Consider the following 1,350-nt stretch of genomic DNA (forward strand, 5'->3'; position numbering starts at 1 on the left):
ACTCCGAGAAGTACCAGCTCAAACCCCGCGACTGGACCCGCGCCGACACCGAGGGCATCGCCCCCCTCATCACCCGCCTCAACACCGTCCGGCGCAGCAGCCCGGCCCTGCGGCAGTTGCGCGATCTCCACTTCCACCACGCCGACCAGGACGCGGTGATCGTCTACAGCAAGCGGAGCGGATCGAACACGGTTCTGGTGGTCGTCAACCTCGATCCGCACCACACCCAGGAGGCCACGGTCTCGTTGGACATGCCGCAACTCGGCCTGAACTGGCACGAGTCGGTGCCGGTGCGCGACGAGTTCACCGGTGAAACCTTCAACTGGGGCAGGGCCAACTATGTGCGCCTGGAACCGGGTCGACGACCCGCGCATATCTTCACGGTTCTGCGACCGTCCCCGCGGATCGGAGGGTCACCCACAACATGATCGTCAACGAACCCGTCCAGGACACCTTCGAGGACACGCCCGCCAAGGACCGCGACCCCGACTGGTTCAAACGGGCCGTCTTCTACGAGGTCCTCGTCCGTTCCTTCCAGGACAGCAACGGTGACGGCATCGGCGACCTCAAAGGCCTGACGGCGAAGCTCGACTATCTGCAGTGGCTCGGTGTCGACTGCCTCTGGCTGCCGCCCTTCTTCAAGTCCCCGCTGCGGGACGGCGGTTACGACGTCTCCGACTACACCGCCGTACTCCCCGAGTTCGGTGACCTCGCCGACTTCGTGGACTTCGTCGACGCCGCCCACCAGCGCGGCATGCGCGTGATCATCGACTTCGTCATGAACCACACCAGCGACCAGCACCCGTGGTTCCAGGAGTCGCGGAAGAACCCCGACGGGCCGTACGGCGACTACTACGTCTGGGCGGACGACGACAAGCAGTACCAGGACGCGCGGATCATCTTCGTCGACACCGAGGCGTCCAACTGGACCTACGACCCGGTCCGCAAGCAGTACTTCTGGCACCGCTTCTTCTCCCACCAGCCGGACCTCAACTACGAGAACCCGGCCGTCCAGGAGGAGATCCTCTCCGCGCTGCGGTTCTGGCTGGACCTGGGCATCGACGGCTTCCGGCTGGACGCGGTGCCGTATCTCTACCAGCGCGAGGGCACCAACTGCGAGAACCTGCCCGCCACCCACGACTTCCTGAAGCGGGTGCGCAAGGAGATCGACACCCAGTACCCGGACACCGTGCTGCTGGCGGAGGCGAACCAGTGGCCGGAGGACGTCGTCGACTACTTCGGCGACTACCGCAGCGGCGGCGACGAGTGCCACATGGCGTTCCACTTCCCCGTCATGCCCCGCATCTTCATGGCGGTGCGCCGGGAATCCCGCTACCCCGTCTCGGAAAT

Annotated in this window: 2 protein-coding genes; both read left to right on the forward strand. The window is 65.4% G+C overall.

Features of this window, described 5'->3' with window-relative positions:
• Positions 1–428: alpha-glucosidase C-terminal domain-containing protein (locus AB0N16_RS41795; protein ID WP_365806036.1), on the forward strand; the 428-nt coding region annotated here is incomplete at its 5' end.
• Positions 425–1,350, forward strand: a 926-nt coding sequence (locus tag AB0N16_RS41800; protein WP_365806037.1) for an alpha-amylase family glycosyl hydrolase, incomplete at its 3' end; no start/stop codon positions are given. The genes AB0N16_RS41795 and AB0N16_RS41800, both read left to right, overlap by 4 nt.

Origin of the sequence: Streptomyces sp. NPDC051105, from assembly GCF_040682795.1 — a bacterium.
GTDB lineage: Bacteria > Actinomycetota > Actinomycetes > Streptomycetales > Streptomycetaceae > Streptomyces.